We start from the raw sequence: 18,030 nt of genomic DNA, 5'->3' as shown, positions 1-18,030 counted from the left end.
TGAAAATTAAAAGAAAAAGCCATCAAATATGATGGCTTTTAGGTGGTACACCCGGAGGGAGTCGAACCCCCAACCCTCGGAGCCGAAATCCGATACTCTATCCAGTTGAGCTACGGGTGCATTTAGAAAGAAGAAGCTAGAATTAAAACGATTACGTCTTCCTCCTAGCTTCTTTAACATACTATCTGAAATTTAAAATCGACTTTCGTCAATCTTAAATCTAATTTGGAATTTATCCTATTGCTTCTTTTACTCTTTCTGCGGCATCTTTCAACACTATTGCAGAAGTTACTTTTAAGCCAGACTCTTGAATGATTTTAGCACCTTCTTCAGCATTAGTACCTTGCAGTCTAACGATAATTGGTAAATCAAGTCCTTCAATGTTTTTATAAGCTTCAACCACACCTTTAGCTACTCTGTCACATCTAACAATACCACCGAAGATGTTAATCAAGATAGCCTTTACATTAGGGTCTTTAGTGATAATTCTGAAACCAGCTTCCACAGTTTGTGCATTGGCACTACCTCCTACATCAAGGAAGTTAGCAGGCTCACCGCCAGATAACTTAATGATATCCATTGTAGCCATTGCTAATCCGGCACCATTTACCATACAACCTACATTACCATCAAGCTTCACATAGTTAAGGCCAGATTCACCAGCTTCAACTTCAGCAGGATCTTCCTCTGTGATATCACGCATTTCAGCAATATCTTTCTGACGGTACAATGCAGAGTCATCAATGTTTACTTTAGCATCAACCGCTAAAATTTTGTTATCAGATGTTTTTAATACCGGGTTAATCTCAAACATAGAAGCGTCTGTAGCCTCATATGCGCTGTATAAAGAATAGATAAACTTTACCATTCCTTTGAAAGCATCACCTTCTAAACCAAGTTTAAAAGCTACTTTTCTTGCTTGAAAACCTTGTAGTCCTAAAGCAGGATCAATCCACTCTTTAATAATTTTCTCGGGAGTATTTTCAGCAACCTCTTCAATGTCCATACCACCTTCTGTAGAGGCCATAATTACATTGCTTCCTGTAGCTCTGTCTAATAATATACCTATATAATACTCTTTTGGCTCGTTTTCACCAGGGTAGTAAACATCTTGAGCAATAAGTACCTTGTTTACTTTTTTGCCTTCAGGGCCGGTTTGGTGAGTAACTAAAGTTCCACCCAAAATAGCTTCTGACTTTGGAGAAACTTCATCCAAGCTTTTTGCTAAAACTACACCGTTAGAGTCAGTTTCTTTTACTTTACCTTTTCCTCTTCCACCAGCATGTATCTGAGCTTTTACCACGTACCATTCCGTACCTGTTTCTTTATTCAGTTGTTCAGCAGCTTTTCTGGCTTCTTCTCCAGTTTCGGCAACTATTCCTTTCTGAATGGTTACTCCATGCTTTTCAAGTATTCCCTTGGCTTGATATTCGTGTATGTTCATTCTTGGATAAATTTTTGTGCGAATGTACGGCAATAATAGTAATTATTCAACTTCAATTTAGTTTGAATAAAGGATTGATTTTTAATTATACCTTCAAAGTCTTTTTGATTATTATCTTTACAGTATGAGTATACTGGCTGCTAAAAATATTGTTAAGCAATATGACGATTTAACCGTGCTAAATGGGATTGATTTTGAAATTGATAAAGCGCAGATAAAAGCAATTGTTGGTCCTAGTGGTGCGGGTAAAAGTACCTTGCTACATATTTTAGGAACGCTTGATGATGCCGATACTGGAGAGTTAGTTATCAATAACCAATCTATTAAAGGGTTGAATAAGAAAACGCTTTCTGGTTTTAGAAATAAAGAAATAGGCTTTGTATTCCAATTCCACAACCTGTTGCCTGAATTTACAGCGGCTGAGAATATTGCTATTCCTGCATATGTGGCTGGTAGAAAGCAAGCCGACATCGATCAAAATGTTGACGAACTTTTAAACCTGCTTGATATAAAAGACAGAGCTACTCATAAGCCAGCCCAATTAAGTGGAGGGGAACAACAAAGAGTAGCAGTAGCTCGGGCCTTAATTAATTCACCGGGAATTGTTTTTGCCGATGAACCTAGCGGTAACCTGGATTCTAAAAATGCTGAAGACCTTCATCAACTGTTTCTTAAACTGCGTAATGAATTAGGTCAGGCTTTTGTCATAGTCACCCACAATAAGGAACTGGCCCAAATGGCTGATGAGCGTCATGAAATGCGTGATGGAAAGTTAACACACCAATTATAATCTCATAAAGTTCTAATTTATAATACATGTAGCAACATGTAATAAATGTTTCCGTAAATAATCTTATGGAAAATATACCTACAAATACAATAACTGAACAAGCTGAAAAACAATTAGTACTGCTTAAAAAACGTAGAAGTACTGTTAATTTCTCTGAAAAAAGTGTGCAGGAAGAAGAGTTGAAAATGCTTTTCGAAGCAGCACGATGGTCGGCTTCTTCCAGAAATGAGCAGCCCTGGCGCTTCATTGTAGCTACTAAAAATCAACCGGAAGCTTATCAAAAAATTCTTAATGGTATAAATGAACATAATAGGGTATGGGCTCACAATGCTCCTGTTCTCATCTTAACTTTTGCCAAAAGCAATGTTGCTGAGACCAGTATGCCAAATAACCACAGCTGGCACGATGTAGGTCTGGCTATTGGCAATATGAGCGCACAGGCAACTGCCATGGACATCTATCTTCATCAAATGGGAGGTATTTTACCAAAAGAAATTTACAACACATTTGACATTCCGGAAGAGTTTGAAGTAGTGAGTGCTATTGCTTTAGGTTATTTGGGTGATGAGGATAAGCTTGATCCAAGGTTTGAAGCTCGAGAAAATAAGGAGAGAGTCAGAAAACCCCTTGATGAATTTGTCTTTGGTACAAGTTGGGGGGAAGGGAAATTTTAAAATGAATTCATGGAAGATAATTATAAAGTCCCCGAAAAAACTAGAATAGGTCACGTGCACCTGAAGGTTTCAGATTTGGATAAGTCGCTTGATTTTTATCATGGCTTATTAGGTTTCGAAATAATACAAAGATTAGGTGATCAGGCCGCTTTTATTTCAGCAGGAGGTTACCATCATCATATTGGTTTAAACACCTGGCAAAGTAAAGGAGCACCGCCTGCACCTAAACACAGCACTGGTTTGTTTCATACTGCTATCGTTTACCCTGACAGGAAGTCTTTGGCTCAAATTTTCAAAAGATTGCAGGAGGCAAATTATCCTTTTACGGGTGCTGCTGATCATGGTGTTTCTGAAGCGCTATATTTGGATGATCCTGATGGAAATGGAGTTGAACTTTATGTTGATAGGCCTAAGGACGAATGGCCAAAAACAGAAGATGGAGAGATTGATATGTATACCAGAAGACTGGATATTAATGACTTAATGAGTGAATTGGATTAAATATTATTGTTAAATTCAATGTAAGACAGCTGCCTTTTTTAATCTGTTCATTAAAAACTACAACGAATTATGGAAAATGCTATCAACTGGTTTGAAATCCCCGTTCAGGATTTTGAGAGAGCGAAGAAGTTCTACGAAACCCTGCTTCAAATAGAGCTAGAGTTATTTGAAATCCCTAATGGACCTACTATGGCTTTGTTTCCTGTAGATGAAAATGGCTCTGGGATTGGAGGTGCATTGGTGCACTACCCCAGATTCTACTTTTCAGGAGAACAAGGTCCTTTAATTTATTTAAATGCTAATCCGGATTTACAAAAGGCTTTGGATAGGGTAGAAGCGTCTGGTGGTAAGCATGTCCTTCCCAAGAGGATGATTACGGAAGAGAGAGGCTATATGGCTGTTATAAATGATACAGAAGGCAATAGAATAGCACTTCATAGCAATAACTAACTATTGCCTAAACTTAATACTCACTTTCGCTACATCACTTTCTGGTATGCCATTTCTGGTAGCAGGTTGCCATTTTGGGCCGCTTTTGAGTAAGCGAATAGCTTCTTGGTTACATGCCTGAGAAAGAGATTTAATAACTTTAATGTCAATAATCTCACCTCTGGACGTTACTGTAAATTGTAGTTTTACTTTTCCAGATACTTCTCCACTTTTCACTTCTTCAGGAAGCCGTATGTTTTCTTCCACATAGTTTTTGAAAGCTCTTTTTCCGTTTTCAGGTTTGGCACTTATATAAACTTCAGTTTGCTCTTTTTCTTCTCCATGTGAGGTTACCACTACTTCACTTAATTGCTGAACATCAGTTTCTAATTCTACATCAATAGTACTATTGTTGCCTACGCTCACTTCTTTGGTTTGCATGCCAATAAAAGCGATTTGTAAAATATCATTAGGAGAGGCTTCAATTTCAAAATAGCCATCAAGGTTAGTATTTGTTCCCTGAGTGGAGCCTTGCACTAATACATTCACGCCTGGTAAAGCTTCACCAGTTTCTGCATCAGTCACATAACCCGAAATAGTTTTACTCTGGCTACTTTTTTTCTTTGCCATACTTCTTTCAGTGGCCATTCCTGCGCTTTTTGAGAGAGAAGGCTCTTCTTCTTTTACTTCATCGGCCATAGCTATTTCTAATTCTGCCGGTATATCAATTTGAATAGGTTCTACCTGAACGTTTATGGCAGCTACTTTAGGAGAATCAAATACTACTTCTGTTTTATTAGGAGTGGCTGCAATCATATCTGAATCCTCGAATACTATTTCCTCTAAGTCTGATTGTTCCTGAATTTCCATTTTAACTGGCTTATTATCGGCTAATGTCTTGGTTTGAGTGGTTTTGGTTGGTTGAGTTTTTGCAATTTGCTCCGAAGCATAATTATCAACTGTTTGATTTACAGATTCTTTAGAAGGTTTAACAGGTAGTTCATAGGTGAATAAATCTAAATCAATCTCATCACTATCTTTTATTGAAATTGGGTTTATTTCTTTATCTTCTGAAGCATATTTTAATACAATAATAGTGGCTGTAAGCAATATTATCAATGTTGCTGCATAAGGTAAAGCTCTCTTCCATAATGGAATCACTTTAGTTCTTTTCTCTTCTTCTTGATTAATTCTCTTATCAATATGTTGTTCAAGCATAGGAATGTCTTGAATAGCTTCCGGAAAAGTTTCGAAACCATCCATGGCTTCTGCCTCGAAAGGATGATCTAATAGGTATTTTTCCACCCTGTACTGATCTTGTGCATTAAGCTTATTATTTAAATAAGCTTCCATCATTTCAGGACTTAGACTTTTAAGAGGTTCAATATGGTTGTTTTTATCACTCACCTGCTTCCATGCAAATCTTTAAATTTCTTTTTCCATTTTGTATAAAGCTTTTCACTTTTTTTAGTTCAAGCTTCGTCTGTTCTTCTATTTGTTTATAACTCTTTTGTTGAAGATAAAACAGCTTAACACACAGCTTTTGTTCTTCTTTTAGTTGAGCTATGCATGACTCAAGCTTTTCAAGCTCCGTTTCTTTTTCAAGTTTATCTTCACTTGTATGATGCCTGGCAGCCTCACTTTCCATAAAACTTAAGTGATTTTCTGAAAGAGATTCACTATTCCGTTTCTTTTCGCTCCTTAATAACATTAAGCAGTGATTTTTAGCCAATACATAAAGCCAACTTTTAAAATTGTCTACTTCGAATTTTTTCAACTTCACTACAAGCTCTTCAAATATTTCCATTACGGCATCTCGAGCCTTTTCTTTATCCTTTAAATACTTAAGGCAAAGTCCGTACACAAGTGGCATATAGGGCTTGTAGAGCTCTCCTAATTTGGATAACTCTCCACTCTCCTGATAGGCGATCAGCAAAGATTGTTCCTTCGATATGTCTGAATCTTTCTTCAACTAGTAAAGACTAAATCATAAGATAAGCCCATTTTTAATCCACTTCAAAGGGATATTTAAGCCATTTTATAAAAAAGTTGAAAAACTTTTATGGAATCTTTTCAACCGCTGCATCCTAAAGGAAAAATGTCTCACTAAAATTTATGATGATGAAAAAGCTAACAATGATTTATTTTTTCTTCGGGTTGCTGATAACTGCCAGCCAGTTAGTAGCCGTAGAGGCGCAAACAGTAAGTGGAGTGGTAACAGATGCCACAACGGGAGATGCGCTACCAGGTGTCAACGTTAACCTAAAAGGAACTAGTATAGGAGTTACCACAGATATGGATGGCGAATACTCAATTAGCTTCAATAAAAAGAATGCAGTGCTGGTTTTTTCGTATATCGGCATGCAGCAGAAAGAAGTAGCAGTAAACGGACAAACTGTTATTGACGTATCACTAGCTCCTGATGTGAAACAGCTTTCGGAAGTTGTTGTACAAGACAGAAGCTTGGGCTCAGCCATTAGAAATGTCTTCTCCAAAAAAGCCAGTTATGAAATGGCTGATATGGAAATGATTCCTTATCCAATGCCGAATGAAAGACCAAATACTGAAGAATATGAAGGTCTTGATGAAAACACTTTTAAGGAGCCTACCAAAGAACCTCATTCTACTTTCTCAATAGATGTGGATGCGGCTTCTTATGCCAACCTCAGAAGGTTTATAAATGGTGGCCAATTACCACCAGCTGATGCTGTCAGAATAGAAGAAATGATCAATTATTTTGATTACAACTATGAGCAGCCAAAAGGAAATGATCCTTTTTCAATCAATACTGAAGTTTCTCAGGCGCCCTGGAATGAAAAGCATCAGTTAGTGCATATAGGTTTGCAAGGGAAAAATATTCCTACTGAAAATTTACCTGCATCTAATCTCGTATTTCTGATAGATGTTTCAGGTTCCATGTCTGATGTGAATAAATTACCATTGTTGAAATCAGCTTTTAAAATGCTGGTAGAGCAATTAAGACCTGAGGATAAAGTATCAATTGTAGTGTATGCCGGAGCTGCCGGATGTGTACTTCCTTCTACCTCCGGTGATGAAAAGGATAAAATTATTGAGGCACTCTCTAATTTACAGGCTGGTGGTTCTACCGCAGGTGGTGCAGGTATTAACCTGGCTTATAAAATTGCTAAAGACAACTTTGTGAAGGAAGGCAACAACAGAATTATTCTTGCTACCGATGGTGACTTCAATGTAGGCGCCAGCAGCAATGAAGCTATGGAAGACTTGATAGAGCAAAAAAGAAAAGAAGGTGTGTTTTTAACAGTCTTAGGCTTTGGCATGGGTAATTATAAAGATTCCAAAATGGAGATATTAGCAGATAAAGGAAATGGAAACTACGCCTATATCGATAATTTACTCGAAGCAAAGAAAGTATTGGTTAATGAATTCGGAGGCACCTTGTTTACCATTGCCAAAGATGTGAAAATACAGGTAGAGTTTAATCCTGCCAATGTTGCTGCATACAGACTGATTGGCTATGAGAATAGGGTGATGAATGCCGAAGACTTCAATAACGATAAAAAAGATGCAGGCGAATTAGGCTCAGGTCATACTGTTACAGCTTTATATGAAATAATTCCTAAAGGAGTAGATAGCTGGTTCAAACCAATTGATGACCTGAAATATCAGGACAAGAAGGATGAAAAACCCAAAAGCAATTTTGGTGATGAGCTGCTTACCGTAAAGTTCAGATATAAAAGGCCTGATGGTGATGTAAGTAAGCTGATTGTGAAAACAGTTGATAATGAAACTATTTCGTTGGACAAATCTTCGGATAACTTAAGGTGGTCAGCTGCAGTAGCAACATTTGGTATGCTTATTAAGAATTCAGATTATATAGAGGATGCAGACTTTAAAACAGTTCTAAAATGGGCTAAGAGTGCTAGGGGAAAAGATGAAAATGGTTACAGAATTGAATTCATCAAAATGGTAGAAACTAGCCAGTTCATGAGTAAGAATTGATATAAACAATGAGTTGCGGGCTTCGAGTATATTTTCTCGAAGCTCACATCTCAAAACTTTCAATCATCGTATTCTTATTAAACCTTTTCAACTTCCAACCTCAATCTTCCAACTTCTACCTTTAAACTTCTATCTCCCTTCTTCAAACTACTTTCTTCCTACTTCTCCAAGAACTTATTACCTTTAAGCCTCGTTTTAGCAAAAAAAATCAACTATGTATATTCCATTTGATGAACTAAATCCCAACGCAAGAGTGTGGGTGTATCAAGCAGATAGAAAACTTACGGATTCGGAGGTAGATTTTATTAATAAAGAGGGTGTCAATTTTGTCACTAGCTGGACTGCCCATAGCAAAGCCCTGAAATCATCAATAGAGATATTTTATAATCAATTTATCGTACTTTCAGTAGATGAAAGCGCAGCGGCTGCAACAGGCTGCTCAATTGATAAATCAGTTCATTTTGTGCAGGCACTTGAAAATCAACTAGGAGTTCAGTTGTTAGATAAATCAAGGGTAGCATATGTTGATGGAGATGCCATAAAGCAGGTTCCTTTTCCAGCTATTAAAGAGAAAGTAAATGATGGTACTTTAAATAAGGAAAGCATTATATTTAATAATATGGTGACAGACTTGGGTAGCTTTAAATCTCAGTGGAAAATACCAGCTAAAGATTCGTGGATGAGCAGATACTTTTAGTATAAGTTTTAGCTGAAGTAAACGTTTATAAGCTGCAGTACTTTTGAGTAAAATATATTTTATGAGCCTTAGGTTATTTTTTTTATTTCTTTTTTTAATTACGCTAAACGCTTGTTCAGTTTATAAGAAGGCTGAAAAGAAGTTTGAAAAAGGTGAATATGATGTAGCTATTGACTTCTACAAAAAAGCTATTGATGAAGATGATGAGCACAGAGCTCAGGCACTCTTTTATACAGCTGAATCTTATCGCTTATCGAACAGATTAGAAATTGCAGCTCCATACTACAAGTCAGCAATTGATGCAGGAATGACAACTCAGGAAGTGTATTATTACTATGCTCGTTCTTTAAAAGCCAATGGTAATTATGATGAAGCCAGAAGGGTTTTAGAGGTTAACATGTTGGATGTTGCGCAAGATGAAATAAGAGATTTAATGCGCGATGAGCTTGAAAACCTGGATAACATCAATGAAATTCTTGAAGATAGCTCACTATACACAGCAAATAACCTTAGAGCGCTGAATACTAAAGCTGCCGAGTATGCCCCATTTTATCATGATGGCTTTTTGTATTTTACTTCAACCAGAAATAATGACAGAATTTATAAGGCTACAGGTGATGGCTTTTCAGATATATACAAAATAAAAACTCAAGGAGCTCGCGTTGATACTACAACAACAGAAAAACTCCCTGCCGTTATTAACTGGCCTAATGCTAATGAAGGTTCTGTTGCTATAAGTTCTGATGGTAGAACAATGGTTTTTGCCAAAGGAAACACTGGTAAAAGAAAAGGAGCCAATGATGTAAATCTTTACATAACAAGGTACAGAAATAAGCGATGGTCAGAACCTCAGTTAATGGCTATCAATGATCCAAATGCATGGAATTCTACTCCCGCCTTTAGCTCCGATAATAGAACATTGTATTTCTCCTCAACTCGTGAAGGAGGTTTCGGTGGAGCTGATATATACTCTGCCACAGCGAACAGTCGAGGAAGATGGGGTAATGTGAGAAACTTAGGGCCGAAAATTAATACAGCTGAAGATGAAATGTTTCCTTCCACTTCACAAGATGGCAAACTATATTTCAGTTCAAACGGTCATCCCGGATTAGGTAAACTTGATTTATTCACTGCAGAAAGAAAAGGAGGGAAAATTAATATTACCCATTTGGGCGCTCCTATGAATTCTAATAAAGATGACTTCGCACTTTTTCTTTATGCACCAGATAGAGGCTTCTTTTCTTCAGACAGAGAAGGTGGAGTTGGAAGAGATGATATCTACACATTCAAAAATGAAGATCCTAACCTGAAAATCGTCAACTATTTCCTTGCAGGTACAACTACTACGCATAATCAAGATGATAAGGAGGTGATATTGCCAGGTGCTCAGGTTCGTTTTTATTCGTCAGATAGTGTACTGATAGGAGAGGTGCTAACGGGACAAGATGGTAAATTTAATTTTAGAGTTAGTGAGGAGGAAGACTATTTTATTATAGCTGATAAAGCAGACTACTTCACTACCAGAAAATTATTCTCTACTAAAGGCAAAAGTTTAGATAAAAGTAAATTGAGTGAGCTTGTTACTAATAAAACCTTCGAAACTAATATTCTGTTGGAAGAAATCATTCTTGATAAAGCCTTTGAGCTTGAAAATATTTACTACGATTTCGATTCAGCAAACATTAGAGTTGATGCAGCAAAGGAGTTGGATAAGTTGGTAACCATATTAGCAGATAATCCTCCAATTAAAATTGAATTGAGTTCCCATACTGATAGCCGCGGAGAACCGTCTTATAACCTGGATCTCTCGAAGAGAAGAGCAGAATCAGCAGTGGCTTATATTATTAGTCAGGGGATTGATCCGACCAGAATAAAAGCCAAAGGTTATGGTGAAAGTAGATTGATTATTAAAGATGCTAAAACGGAAGAGGAGCATGAAACGAATAGGAGAACTGAATTTAAAGTGACGGAATATGATAAAGAAATTGCCCGTCAAATAAGAGAAGCAGAAGATGCACTCTTTAAAAGAAACACTTTAGAAGTTGAGATTGTAAATGAAAAAGAAACTCCTGTAAAGGATGATGAATTTGATTTCAACTAATAAAAAAAAGAGCTTCAATTTTGAAGCTCTTTTCGTTAAAGGTTTAATGTATTTTTCTTAGAAGTTCAGCTGAAGATATACCTGTAAAACTGAATTCTTACCTAAATTGGTATCTTCTAAACTGTTTTCCCAAATCACGTCATTCATTCCTAAATTATATCTTAAGCCTGCAGAAATACCTTCTAAGTCAATTCCGCCATCAAAAGATAAACCGTAATCTAATGTAGTAAAGTCATCACGATCATATTCTTCTACATCCTGAGTAGAGCCGTCATCATCAACAGTTTTTTGTTTAGCACCAATTAATAGTGCTGCATAAGGTCCGGCACCAACGTGTAAGGTCTCTGTTAAGTGAAAGTTTAAAAGAACTGGTAATTCTATGTAATTCAGAATACCTCTTATTTCACCATCACCGAATATATTGTTATAGGTAAATGTTGAGCCTTTTTGACTAAACTCTAGTCCTGGCTGTAAACTTAGGTTCTCAGTTAAATATGACCTGTAAAAACCTCCAATGGCAAAACCTACTTTTAAGTTTTCATCGTTTACATCATCACCCGTATACCAGTTTGAAAGGTTTAAAGAACCTCTGATACCTGCATGACTATCTTGTGCAGTCGCGTCAATTGAAAAAATGACCATTAGTAGTACTACTCCAAAAAATTTAGTTTTCATAATTATTGTTTAAATGTTTGATTGATACCAACACTAACTATTAAACAAACACTATGTTTTAATCTAAATAAATCATGAAATAATTAAACCATCAGATAAGGGCATAAAAAAAGCAGCCTAAACCTAAATAGACTGCTTTAAAATACCTTTCAATAATTAAACTTACTGTATCAATAATCTTAAATTCTCTTCCACTCCGTTGTGCTGCACTTTAATAATATACATACCAGCTTTCACAGGTTCATCAAACTGTAAACCAGAAGAAGCATCAACATTCATTAGTTGAGATATTAGCGTACCATTTAAGTCATAGATCGATACCATATCAACCTTATCATTAAAAGAAGATGGTAGGTCAATTCTGATGTCTGAACTATAGTTAGCTGGATTAGGTGAAAGTTTCACCTTGCCTTCAAAGCTATTTTTTACCTGAATAATAGGAGAATATTCAAACGATCCATCGATATCAACGGACTTTAATCTGTAATATATTTTACCAAATGGCGGATTGTTATCCGTGAAATCGTAAGCTACATCTGAAAGGCTCTCACCTAAGCCTTGTACAAAACCTATTGGGTCAAATTTCTTTTGTTCTGTTGATCGCTCAACCTCAAAATGTGAAAAGTTTTCTTCTTTAGCTGTAACCCAATTAAGTGCTACTTCTTCAAATCTTAATTCACCATTAAATGATTTAAGTACAATAGGTAAAGTACCTCCTGAAGACACAAAATTGTAAAGGTTTTCATTTTCATTGGCTAGGTCACTTTGTGAACTAATTGAACTTGTAAAGTCACATGCAGAATAGCCATCACAGCCATTGATATCACCTCCGCCAGTCACATTAGTATTTCCGAAAGTATATACTTTGCTACTATTGGTCATGTTGCCATTAAGTACGTCTAAATCTCCTGTAACGACTACAGTTCCTGTATTGTCCATATCAAAAGAACCATTGAGTTCTAAATCACCATCGACAACTAATAAACCTCCTGATTCAACTGACATACTTGCACTTGAAGCCAAAGTCACATTTCCCTTGATAAAGAGGGTATCTATCACTCTTATCAAAGGACTGGCACTTGCCACGTTAAGACCTCCAGAATTGATGGCTACATAACCATTAATGTTAGCCTGACCGAAATTACCGTGGGTATTTGGCTGGCCTGGAGTATTTGGCGGCCAAGCAAGTCCCGGACTACTTCTGCTCCAGGTTGCGTCTTGAGTCCAATCTTGAATACCACTATTGCTGCTAGATGTATAGGTAAAAGGACCTTGACCAAGAACGGTTGTCGAGTAAAAGATAAATAATACTATTGTGTATAAATTTGATTTCATTTTGAATTTAATCAGATCAATATATAAGTGTCTTTATTACACTAAGTTAACGTTTAACATTTGTATTCGTTTGCTTGAATTAATGATATTCGATAAAGCATACGTGTAACAACATGTTTCTCAGATATCGTTCGTTAAAACAAATAAAAAATGCAGTCCATTGGGCTGCATTTTTTATTTAAAGAGCTAATGTTCAGATCACTGAACTAATAACCTTAAATTCTCTTCCGCTCCGTTATGCTGTACTTTTATGATGTACATCCCAGCTTTTAAAGGTCTATCAAACTTTAAATCAGAAGAAGCATCTACATTCATTAGTTGAGATATTAGAGTACCATTTAAGTCATATATCGATACCAAATCAACCTTATCATTAAAAGAAGATGGTAGGTTAATTCTGATGTTTGAAATAGAGTTAGCAGGATTAGGTGAAAGATTTACTTTGCCCTCAAAGCTATTTATTACCTGAATAATAGGAGAATATTCAAATGATCCATCAATATCAACTGACTTTAGCCTATAGTTAATATTGCCATAAGGAGGATTGTTATCTGTAAAGTCGTATGAAACGTCTGAAAGGCTTTCACCTAAACCTTGAACAAATCCAATGGGATCATAAATTTCTTTATCGGTTGTTCTTTCAATCTCAAAATGTGAGAAATTCTCTTCTTTGGCTGTAACCCAACTAAGCACTACTCTTTCAAATTTTACTTCACCTTCAAATGATTTAAGTACTATTGGTAACGTGAAGTTACCATCATTACATACTCCACCTCCTGAGCATGATTCAGCAGTCATAGTAGGGCAAGTGCCTGAACCACCAGAACCTGGAGAACAAGTAGTATCTCCACCACCAGTAATGGTTTTAGCACTTATTGTACCTGTGCCATCTATTTCAAATTGAATGCTTCCGAAGTCAAGAGTTTCGCCAACATTTAAGTTGCCTTCAACAACCAAAAACTTATCCTTATCTGGCTGACCGCCAAAAGTAAGTCCTTGTGTAATTGTTACAGTTACTCCACTTGGTATTTCAATAGTAATTGGCTTATTACCATTCTGAAAGACTATGTTTAAACTATTTAAGGTAACGTCTGAAGCAAACCTTAATACACCATTACCACCTGCATCTGTAATAGTAACATCTCCATTAGGACAGTTAATGATATCAGAAAATAAGAAAACATCAGATGCTCCACTATTTTTAAGAGTACCGTTATCAGTACATTGGGCAAAAACGCTTCCTATAGATAGTGTAAAGATTACTAGTAAAGAAGTTATAGACTTTTTCATAATACAAATATACGGGTATAACCTCATACTTGGATTTATTATTCGCTTAATACACTTAAAATTCTTACATTCAGAGACTTATTGGATTCAAATCATGCCTATTTTCTTTCAATCTGGCATGTTTTACTATGTATGATTTAATTTGCTCGACAAATAAGGTATTTCATGATGTGGTTTACCCCTTAAACGATATATAAATATATCTACTTTGCTATTGCACCTGCATCAGTTATATTTGCTTCTTCAACAACCATAAATTTTCTTACATGGCTGATTATAACAATTTAAAAGTAGTTAACGAGAATGGTGTCTTAACCATTACAATTAACAGGCCTGATAAACTAAATGCACTTAACTTAGAAACAATTGAAGAGTTAAGAGTTGTTTTTCAGGAAGTTGTATATGATGATGATAGTGTTAAATCAGTTATTCTAACTGGGGCAGGTGAAAAGGCTTTTGTAGCCGGTGCTGATATAAGTGAGATTGCCGAGCTAAATGAAATGAACGGGAGAAAGTTTGCCGAGAGTGGTCAGGAAGTTTTCAGTATGATTGAAAAATGTCATAAACCTGTCATTGCTGCAGTAAATGGATTTGCTTTAGGAGGAGGTTGCGAATTAGCTATGGCTTGCCATTTTAGAATTGCAACACCAAATGCTAAGTTTGGTCAGCCGGAGGTGAATTTAGGAATTATTCCAGGTTATGGCGGTACTCAAAGACTCCCACAGTTGATTGGTAAGGGTAAGGCCCTAGAGTTAATGATGACTGCGGATTTTATTTCTTCTGAAGAAGCTAAGGCTTTAGGATTAATAAATCATATTGCTGAAACACAAGAAGGCTTGATAGAAATGGCCAATAATTTGCTTCAAAAAATTAATAGCAAAGCTCCTTTAGCCATAGGTATGGTAATAGAAAGCGTAAATGCTTACTATGCAAAAGAAGAAAACGGCTTCCAGACAGAAGCTAATAGTTTTGCATCGTGCTGTAAGTCAGAGGATTTTAAAGAAGGAACAAAAGCCTTTTTAGAAAAAAGAGCAGCAGAATTTAAAGGTGAGTAATAAAATATTATAATTGAATTAGTATGCTTCAGCTAGTAATAGACTGAAGCATTTTTTTTATGAACCCATTAAAAAAGTTAGCAAGCGAAGCAGGTTTATATGGACTACCGAGTATACTCGGTCGGTTGCTTAATTATTTATTGGTTCCATTACATACAGCTGTTTTCTTTCCTGATCAGTTTGGAGATATTACCATTCTTTATGCTTATGTGGCCTTTCTAAATATTACTTATACGTTTGGAATGGAGACTGCCTACTTTCGTTTCACTACTAAAAATAAATCTGCGGCCTATTATCATTATAGTTTCTCTATAGTATTGTTAATCTCTGTTGTGTCTAGTACCCTGATTTTTATGAATAATGATGCTATTATTCATTTTTTCGATTTAGACGCTGATACCAATATTATAAAATACTTAAGTGTTATCATGCTTGTTGATGCACTAGTAGCTATTCCTTTAGCTAAGTTGCGTTTAGAGTCAAAAGCTAAGAAATTTGCATTAGCCAGAATTTCAAGCATTGTACTTACAGTAGGCCTTAATTATATTTTTCTCAAGGTATTACCTTACTTCTCTAAGGAAGGCATGATTAACTGGCCGTCTCAAAAACCCATGGATATTGAGTTTGTGTTTCTGGCCAATCTTATTGCCAATTCAGTGATGCTAATCATTTTGGTTAAAGAGTTTTTAGGGGTTAGAATAAAATTCAATATTTCAATCTCTAAAGAGCTTTTGAGTTACAGTTCACCAATTTTTATCATGGGTATTGCTGGTATGCTGGTTGAAAGTTTTGATAAAACCGGGATCTTTGAATACCTACTACCGGCCGGCTTTTATGATGGTTATAATTCTGAGGAAGCTTTTGGTATATATAGTGCCACTTTTAAGCTTAGTGTATTTATGGCATTAGCTATTCAGGCGTTTCGATATGCAGGTGAACCGTTTTTCTTTAGCAGAGCTGAAGACAAAGAGTCTCCAGAATTATTTGCCAAGGTGCTATATTATTTTGTCTGGTTATCTATCATTATTTGGGTAGGTGTTAGCCTCAATACAGATTTAATAGGAGACATATTCTTAAAGGGAGAATCTTATAAAGAGGCTTTATTTTTGGTTCCTATCTTATTATTTGCAAAACTTCTTTTTGGTATTTATATCAATTTAAGCATTTGGTTCAAACTAACGGATAAGACTTACTACGGAATACTCATTAGTGTGCTTGGTTCTGTGGTGATTATTGGGGGTAATATACTCTTAATTCCTTTACTCGGTTATCTTGGCTGTGCTATTGCCTCTGTACTGGCATATCTGGCAATGGTTATATATTGCTATTTTACAGGTCAGAAATATTTCTACATTCCCTATCCTGTTTTAAAAATTATTAGAAATATTGTTGTTGCTGGGTTATTGATAACAGCCTACTATTATCTGAAGCCGGCCAATGATATCTTAAACTATGTACTAGGACTTATAATAACTTTTATATTTACAGCGTTCGTTTACTTTTTTGAACGTAGCAGAATATTTTCAGATAAATTATAAACCTTTACTTTTGAAGAAAGAATAGAATCATGATTGTAAAAGTAGTTAATAAATCTAAGCATCAATTACCTGAATACCAGACAGAAAGCTCTGCGGGGCTTGATCTTAGAGCCAATATAGAAGATAAGATAACTTTGAAACCCCTTCAAAGGGCCTTGGTGCCAACAGGTTTGTTTATGGAATTAGCACAAGGACATGAGGCACAGATAAGACCAAGAAGTGGACTAGCTTACAAGCACGGTATTACTGTTTTGAATAGCCCAGGTACCATTGATGCTGATTATCGTGGAGAAATAAAGATACTTTTAGTAAACCTTTCAGAGGAAGAATTTGTCATTGAAGATGGCGAAAGAGTAGCTCAAATGGTTATTGCCAAACATGAGCAGATACAATGGCTACCAGTTGATACCTTAGAAGATTCCACCAGAAGTGCTGGTGGGTTTGGTAGTACTGGGAAGAAATAAGCTGATTATTAAATAGACTTAAAACCTTTAAAGATATACAGATGAATATCATCATTCCTATGGCCGGCATGGGTAAAAGAATGAGGCCACATACATTAACTGTTCCTAAACCATTAGTACCTATAGCTGGCAAGCCGATTGTTCATAGATTGGTAGAAGATATTGCTAAGGTTTGTGATAGCAAAGTTGATAAAGTAGGTTTCATTATTAAAGAGAGTTTTGGTAAGGAAATTGAAGAGATGCTTTTAGCTATTGCAGATCAGATTGGGGCTAAAGGTTCCATTCATTATCAGGAAGAAGCACTGGGCACTGCTCATGCTATTATGTGTGCAAAAGAATTGTTAGACGGTAATACTGTTGTGGCCTTTGCCGATACACTTTTCAAGGCAGACTTCAAGTTAGATACTTCAGAAGAAGGAATTATCTGGACTCAGGAAGTTGATGACCCTTCAGCCTTTGGTGTGGTTAAAGTAGATAAGGATAATGTAATTACTGACTTTATTGAAAAGCCAAGTGAGCCTGTTTCCAATCTGGCGATTATCGGAATTTATTATTTCCAGAAGGGAGAGGATTTACGCAAGGAGCTTCAGTATTTGCTTGATAATGATATCAAAGATGCTGGTGGTGAGTTTCAAATCACTGTGGCGCTTGAAAATATGAAAAGCAAAGGTGTGAAACTTAAGCCTGGCACAGTAACTGAATGGCTTGACTGTGGTAATAAGGACGCTACCGTTTACACTAACCAACGTTATCTGGAGTTTATCAAAGATTCAAATCTTGTTGCTAAAAGTGCTAGCATCAATAATTCTGTAATTATTGAGCCAGTTTATATAGGTGAAAATGTGAAAATCATCAATTCAGTCATCGGTCCTCACGTTTCTATCGGAGATAATACTGAGGTTGAGGATTCAAGAATTGACAATAGCATCATCCAAACTCATACTAAAGTGACAAATTCAAGGTTAACAAACAGTATGCTGGGCAACCATGCACTTTATGATGGCGTTGCAAAGGATTTAAGTGTAGGAGATTACAATAAAATTATCGGTTAACATT

General features: G+C 36.1%; 17 protein-coding genes and 1 tRNA gene. 11 read left to right on the top strand and 7 right to left on the bottom strand.

Translation table 11 applies throughout. The features are described 5' to 3' along the window. Positions 1-43: 43 nt before the first annotated feature. Positions 44-120 (bottom strand) — tRNA-Arg (locus tag JKP34_RS15045). A 112-nt stretch (positions 121-232) separates the two neighbouring features. Then, positions 233-1,444: an ADP-forming succinate--CoA ligase subunit beta gene (gene sucC / locus JKP34_RS15040; protein ID WP_201923285.1), complete on the bottom strand. Its 1,212-nt coding sequence runs from the start codon at positions 1,442-1,444 to the stop codon at positions 233-235. A 130-nt stretch (positions 1,445-1,574) separates the two neighbouring features. Between sucC and JKP34_RS15035 the strand changes: the two genes are divergently transcribed. The 4 genes from JKP34_RS15035 (at position 1,575) to JKP34_RS15020 (ending at position 3,859) form a co-directional block, all read left to right on the top strand. Further along, the gene (locus JKP34_RS15035; protein ID WP_201923963.1) at positions 1,575-2,234 is read left to right on the top strand and encodes an ABC transporter ATP-binding protein; all 660 of its coding nucleotides are present in this window, start codon (positions 1,575-1,577) and stop codon (positions 2,232-2,234) included. 65 nt (positions 2,235-2,299) lie between these two features. Beyond that, positions 2,300-2,908, top strand: a complete 609-nt coding sequence (locus JKP34_RS15030) for a nitroreductase family protein (RefSeq protein WP_201923283.1) — start codon at positions 2,300-2,302, stop codon at positions 2,906-2,908. A 9-nt stretch (positions 2,909-2,917) separates the two neighbouring features. Next, positions 2,918-3,409 (top strand): VOC family protein, encoded by a 492-nt coding sequence (locus tag JKP34_RS15025; protein ID WP_201923281.1) that lies wholly within the window; start codon positions 2,918-2,920, stop codon positions 3,407-3,409. 69 nt (positions 3,410-3,478) lie between these two features. Further along, complete coding sequence (locus tag JKP34_RS15020; protein ID WP_201923279.1) at positions 3,479-3,859, top strand: VOC family protein; 381 nt, start codon at positions 3,479-3,481, stop codon at positions 3,857-3,859. Here JKP34_RS15020 and JKP34_RS18380 read toward each other — a convergent pair whose 3' ends face one another. Then, positions 3,860-5,245, bottom strand: coding sequence for an energy transducer TonB (locus JKP34_RS18380; protein ID WP_201923277.1), 1,386 nt, complete (start codon positions 5,243-5,245; stop codon positions 3,860-3,862). Further along, positions 5,238-5,810 (bottom strand): RNA polymerase sigma factor, encoded by a 573-nt coding sequence (locus tag JKP34_RS15010; RefSeq protein ID WP_201923275.1) that lies wholly within the window; start codon positions 5,808-5,810, stop codon positions 5,238-5,240. The genes JKP34_RS18380 and JKP34_RS15010 overlap by 8 nt, the downstream gene beginning before the upstream one ends. 149 nt (positions 5,811-5,959) lie before the next feature. On the opposite strand from JKP34_RS15010, the gene JKP34_RS15005 reads away from it, so the two are divergent. From JKP34_RS15005 to JKP34_RS14995, 3 genes are all read left to right on the top strand, one after another. Next, positions 5,960-7,819, top strand: a complete 1,860-nt coding sequence (locus JKP34_RS15005; protein ID WP_201923273.1) for a vWA domain-containing protein — start codon at positions 5,960-5,962, stop codon at positions 7,817-7,819. 214 nt (positions 7,820-8,033) lie between these two features. Further along, complete coding sequence (locus tag JKP34_RS15000; protein ID WP_201923271.1) at positions 8,034-8,516, top strand: hypothetical protein; 483 nt, start codon at positions 8,034-8,036, stop codon at positions 8,514-8,516. Between the two features lie 61 nt (positions 8,517-8,577). Next, positions 8,578-10,617 (top strand): OmpA family protein, encoded by a 2,040-nt coding sequence (locus JKP34_RS14995; protein ID WP_201923269.1) that lies wholly within the window; start codon positions 8,578-8,580, stop codon positions 10,615-10,617. Between the two features lie 57 nt (positions 10,618-10,674). Here JKP34_RS14995 and JKP34_RS14990 read toward each other — a convergent pair whose 3' ends face one another. The 3 genes from JKP34_RS14990 to JKP34_RS14980 form a co-directional block, all read right to left on the bottom strand. Next, positions 10,675-11,292, bottom strand: a complete 618-nt coding sequence (locus JKP34_RS14990; protein WP_201923267.1) for a porin family protein — start codon at positions 11,290-11,292, stop codon at positions 10,675-10,677. Positions 11,293-11,454: 162 nt separating this feature from the next. Next, positions 11,455-12,627: a T9SS type A sorting domain-containing protein gene (locus JKP34_RS14985; protein WP_201923265.1), complete on the bottom strand. Its 1,173-nt coding sequence runs from the start codon at positions 12,625-12,627 to the stop codon at positions 11,455-11,457. A gap of 198 nt (positions 12,628-12,825) precedes the next feature. Then, complete coding sequence (locus tag JKP34_RS14980) at positions 12,826-13,917, bottom strand: T9SS type A sorting domain-containing protein (protein WP_201923263.1); 1,092 nt, start codon at positions 13,915-13,917, stop codon at positions 12,826-12,828. A gap of 266 nt (positions 13,918-14,183) precedes the next feature. On the opposite strand from JKP34_RS14980, the gene JKP34_RS14975 reads away from it, so the two are divergent. Genes JKP34_RS14975 through JKP34_RS14960 form a run of 4 tightly spaced genes read left to right on the top strand, consistent with a single transcriptional unit; the run spans position 14,184 to position 18,026 of the window. Then, positions 14,184-14,972: an enoyl-CoA hydratase/isomerase family protein gene (locus JKP34_RS14975; protein ID WP_201923261.1), complete on the top strand. Its 789-nt coding sequence runs from the start codon at positions 14,184-14,186 to the stop codon at positions 14,970-14,972. Positions 14,973-15,031: 59 nt separating this feature from the next. Beyond that, positions 15,032-16,510: a lipopolysaccharide biosynthesis protein gene (locus JKP34_RS14970; protein ID WP_201923259.1), complete on the top strand. Its 1,479-nt coding sequence runs from the start codon at positions 15,032-15,034 to the stop codon at positions 16,508-16,510. 29 nt (positions 16,511-16,539) lie between these two features. Continuing rightward, positions 16,540-16,974, top strand: coding sequence for a dUTP diphosphatase (gene dut, locus JKP34_RS14965; RefSeq protein WP_201923257.1), 435 nt, complete (start codon positions 16,540-16,542; stop codon positions 16,972-16,974). Positions 16,975-17,015: 41 nt separating this feature from the next. Next, positions 17,016-18,026, top strand: coding sequence for a sugar phosphate nucleotidyltransferase (locus JKP34_RS14960; RefSeq protein WP_201923255.1), 1,011 nt, complete (start codon positions 17,016-17,018; stop codon positions 18,024-18,026). Positions 18,027-18,030 lie beyond the last annotated feature (4 nt).

The organism is Marivirga atlantica, assembly GCF_016734805.1.
GTDB lineage: Bacteria > Bacteroidota > Bacteroidia > Cytophagales > Cyclobacteriaceae > Marivirga > Marivirga atlantica.
The sequence above is the reverse complement of the archived record's forward strand: the minus strand, read 5'-3'. Positions and strand labels throughout refer to the sequence as shown.